The 3,449-nt window shown below is 49.1% G+C and carries 4 protein-coding genes and 2 pseudogenes; all 6 read left to right on the top strand.

The window, feature by feature from the left end:
* A pseudogene (locus tag DN387_RS26110) lies at positions 1-194 on the top strand (RHS repeat-associated core domain-containing protein); the annotation flags it as partial.
* Between the two features lie 293 nt (positions 195-487).
* Positions 488-931 carry a hypothetical protein gene (locus DN387_RS03850; RefSeq protein WP_054916718.1) on the top strand — a complete coding sequence of 148 codons (444 nt, stop codon included), beginning with the start codon at positions 488-490 and terminating at the stop codon, positions 929-931.
* A gap of 48 nt (positions 932-979) precedes the next feature.
* Positions 980-1,586, top strand: a pseudogene (locus tag DN387_RS03855) (RHS repeat-associated core domain-containing protein); the annotation flags it as partial.
* Positions 1,587-1,731: 145 nt separating this feature from the next.
* Entirely contained in the window at positions 1,732-1,929 is a 198-nt protein-coding gene (locus DN387_RS26115) for an HNH/endonuclease VII fold putative polymorphic toxin (RefSeq protein ID WP_177333038.1), read from the top strand.
* Complete coding sequence (locus tag DN387_RS03860) at positions 1,892-2,323, top strand: Imm50 family immunity protein (protein WP_082405808.1); 432 nt, start codon at positions 1,892-1,894, stop codon at positions 2,321-2,323. Before DN387_RS26115 ends, DN387_RS03860 begins: the two co-directional genes overlap by 38 nt.
* Before the next feature lie 255 nt (positions 2,324-2,578).
* On the top strand, positions 2,579-3,124 hold the full coding sequence (locus tag DN387_RS03865) for a hypothetical protein (protein WP_156326274.1): 546 nt from the start codon (positions 2,579-2,581) through the stop codon (positions 3,122-3,124).
* Positions 3,125-3,449: the final 325 nt, after the last annotated feature.

Genomic DNA, 3,449 nt, shown 5'->3' on the forward strand with positions numbered 1-3,449 from the left:
TTGGACTGGGTAATCCGCTACGGTTTCAGGGGCAGTATCACGACCGGGAGACTGGGCTGCATTACAACCGGTATCGGTACTATGATCCGGGGGTGGGGCGGTTCGTTAGCAAGGACCCGATTAGTTATGCGGGTGGGCTGAACCTGCACCAGTACGCGCCAAACCCTGTGGGTTGGGTAGACCCATTGGGGTTGGAAGGTTGTGAAAAGGCATGTAAGTCTCGAAACAAACCGCCGCGGCCAATGGAAGCAGCAGAAGGAAGGCCGCACTCGATTATTGAGCGTCCGGGTGTTGATGGCCAGTACACGACACACTACGGGGACGGTACGTGGAAGCAGTACCGTGGCTCGGGCAAAGATCACGGGAGTATTCCTAGGCCGAATATTAAAGAAGCAACAAAAAATACTAGACAAGACGGTCGTGTATTTATAGATAAGGGGCGCATACGCGATCCTGAACCAGACGAATACCCTAAAGGGAAGACAAAGTGAACAACATTACATCTTTTGATTATGCGTCTTTCGTAAAAGCTAATGAAGATCGTGTTGTAACAGGGGTCGATTACCTGCGGGCAATTTATGTAAGCCACAGTCTGGAATCAGATTTCATTGTTTGGTTTGCACGATTTTTTTGGCCATCTTTCAAGCTTTTTGATGGAAAGGTGTTTGTTGAAGAATTATTTGATTTTGAGATATATCAGGGTCACTTGCGCAGGAGCAAAAGCTTAGAAAAAGCTCAATTTTGGATGAATCTGCTTGAGATAACAGGCGTTTTTGATGAGCTTTCTCAGGAGCAAGCTATGGAGGTTGCGCTGATAGTTTCTGAAAGCTGGAACTCAAAGATATTGAAAGAGTTTGGTGCGGAGTATGCAGTGGCGCGGCGTATATATGATGAGGACACTGGAGAGGTATTCGTCACTATCGGTTCTTGATAGTGCTTGCTGGGTAGAGGTTGATTGACCGAAAAACCTTAGTCTCAGTATATACATTCGGTTGCGCATTATTCGAACAAGCCGCAGGCCGGCACGGGCTGGAACCAGCGACACACTGGCGTGGGAAAGCTCCCCGCCGCGTGATGAAGGCGATACGGGCCGCACGGTGCATTACCTATATGAGCCGGGCAGCTTTGTGCCGTTGGCCCAGACCCTGCGCAGGGGGCCGGTGCGGCTGCACAAGCAGCCGGACTGGAGCGGCCGCCACTACGACTTCGACCAAGACCCGTTGTGGCAAACGCACATGCAGCCGCAGGCGTTTGATACGCTTGCGTGGTACCAGTGCGATCACCTGGGCACGCCAATGGAGCTGACCGACCAAAATGGCGAGATGGCGTGGGCGGGACAGTACAAGGCGTGGGGGGAGGTAATAGAGGAGCGCTCGGGGTGGGCAAGGCAGATTGGGCTGAGCAATCCGATACGGTTTGAGGGGCAGTATCACGACCGGGAGACTGGGCTGCATTACAACCGGTATCGGTACTATGATCCGGGGGTTGGGCGATTTCTTAGCCAAGATCCTATTAGCTATGCAGGCGGGATCAATCTCCACCAGTATGCTTTAAATCCAGTTAGCTACGATGATCCACTGGGTCTTGCATGCGCTCATACCAGACGTGCGAGTTTGCGGGAAGTGCGTCGACAGTTAGGCATTCCTAAAAACCAGCATCCAGCCGGCCAAAAATGGTGCCGCTTACCGACTCAAATGGTAAGTGGGTTTTAAGCGAAGATAAAAACCAATTATGACTAGAGAACTAACTTATAGGGTGAATGGAAAGGATTTCGTTATTCAGGATCATTCGGCAGGTCATAATTATGGTGCAGGAGGTGTAGGGGATCAGCCGTCCCATCACAATGTGCGATCTGCAAGTGACACTCGAACAGGAGCTGTAGAGGGCATGGATGACTACTATTATTTTGGCTGTCGGAATAATAAATAAAATGAATTATTCTAAAGTAATGAATCCGCAAGCCTTGACCTCAATGTATGGGGAGGTGCCTGATTTTGCAGGTTCAGAGATTTCTGAGATTAACTTTAAGCGAGATGAGCCAAGGGTCTCAATTAAGTTTCTTACTCAAAATAAACCTAGAAAAAGTCCAGCCAAGTGGCCGGAGAAGTACGATCAGGTCTGCGTTGAGCTATCATTTATAGGGAGTAGGTGCGTCAGCTTTAGAGAGTGGGGGCATGCAAACGTAGTTTTTGAAGTTTTATTTGATGTCGTGGATGATGTCGTCGCTGTAACGATGCACTGTGAGAATAATAGTCGACTTAAATTCATTTGTGATTGGGTGCGTGTTGAAAGCGTTCGGTATGGGCTCATTGGTACGCCTTAACGGGTTGCTTCTACCCGATTAGCTGGCTGACCAGCTAAGTGATCAGTAGCAGACCGAGCGCTTTGCCTATGACGGCAATGGCAAGCTGATCCAGGCGATCAACTCGGCAAGCAAGCTGCAGTGGTTCCATGAAGGAGCGGGTAATCTGAACGTTAGTGATTACTTATCCAGGGTGATTGGGAAAATGTTGGATATCTTGGTTCACAGATCGAAATTAAAATATTTCAAGAAAGGAGGCAGTGATCTTATATTTTTTTGCCAGCGAGTGATGAGGATGAGTTTGCTGTTGTTATGGCTCGTGGTGCAAATGGGTTGTTGGGATTTAACGTTAGTCCAGTGGCGCGAAGTATCCTGAATGCGTTACTTTTCGAGTGCTATTGCCTTGATGCTCCTGACACCATATTTCACCCAAGAGAACGGCGTGAGGGTGGAATGCCAGATTATTTTTTCAAAGATAAAGGTGGTGCGTTCAATGGTTTGTTGGTGGAGCATGAGCGCTATGTATTGAGTTTAAAAAAATATAATATCATTTCCCGGCATAAGCATATTGAAGTGCCTCTGCCTTCCATGCTGGCTGAGTTTATGAGGGATGGTGGTCACCTCGAAAATGAACTATATAAACACTTGCTGTCTTCGTGCGAGTACTTTGGGATTTTACAGCACTCGGAAGAGCACGGGTGGGGGGCGTTTGATTTGATTTCCCATGATATAGATTATTTTCTTAACAGATTAGAACGCTTGGTGGGTGATCATGGGCGTCTAGTGTTTATCGAAAATATGCGGGATATGCCTTGTTGGTAGTGCGGTCAACGCAATATTGACCTGCGTGGCTGGCCGAACGTACGACTCACCTGACTGATTAGTCGCAGTCCGAGAGCTTGCCTACGATCGCACGGTCATGAAGCTCGACCATCACGAAATACTCAGCTACGAGTGCGATGACCTGCACCGTGAAGTGGTGCGCCATCAGGGCAACAGGCTGATGCAGACCCAGGCCTGGAACCCGGCCGGACGGTTAGCCCGATGCTGCCGGGCAACTGACCGATATCCACGATAGCCACAGTGACGACAAGCTCAAGGTCGAGTACAGCTATGACGCCCTCGGCCGGCGATTGCACAAACACTT

Source organism: Pseudomonas sp. FBF18, assembly GCF_024261405.1.
In the GTDB taxonomy this organism is placed as follows: Bacteria; Pseudomonadota; Gammaproteobacteria; order Pseudomonadales; family Pseudomonadaceae; genus Aquipseudomonas; species Aquipseudomonas palmensis.

Coding starts and splice junctions, on each gene's coding strand:
- DN387_RS26115 (WP_177333038.1), top strand. CDS start 1,732: ATGACTAGAGAACTAACTTATAGGGTGAATGGAAAGGATTTCGTTATT.
- DN387_RS03860 (WP_082405808.1), top strand. CDS start 1,892: ATGACTACTATTATTTTGGCTGTCGGAATAATAAATAAAATGAATTAT.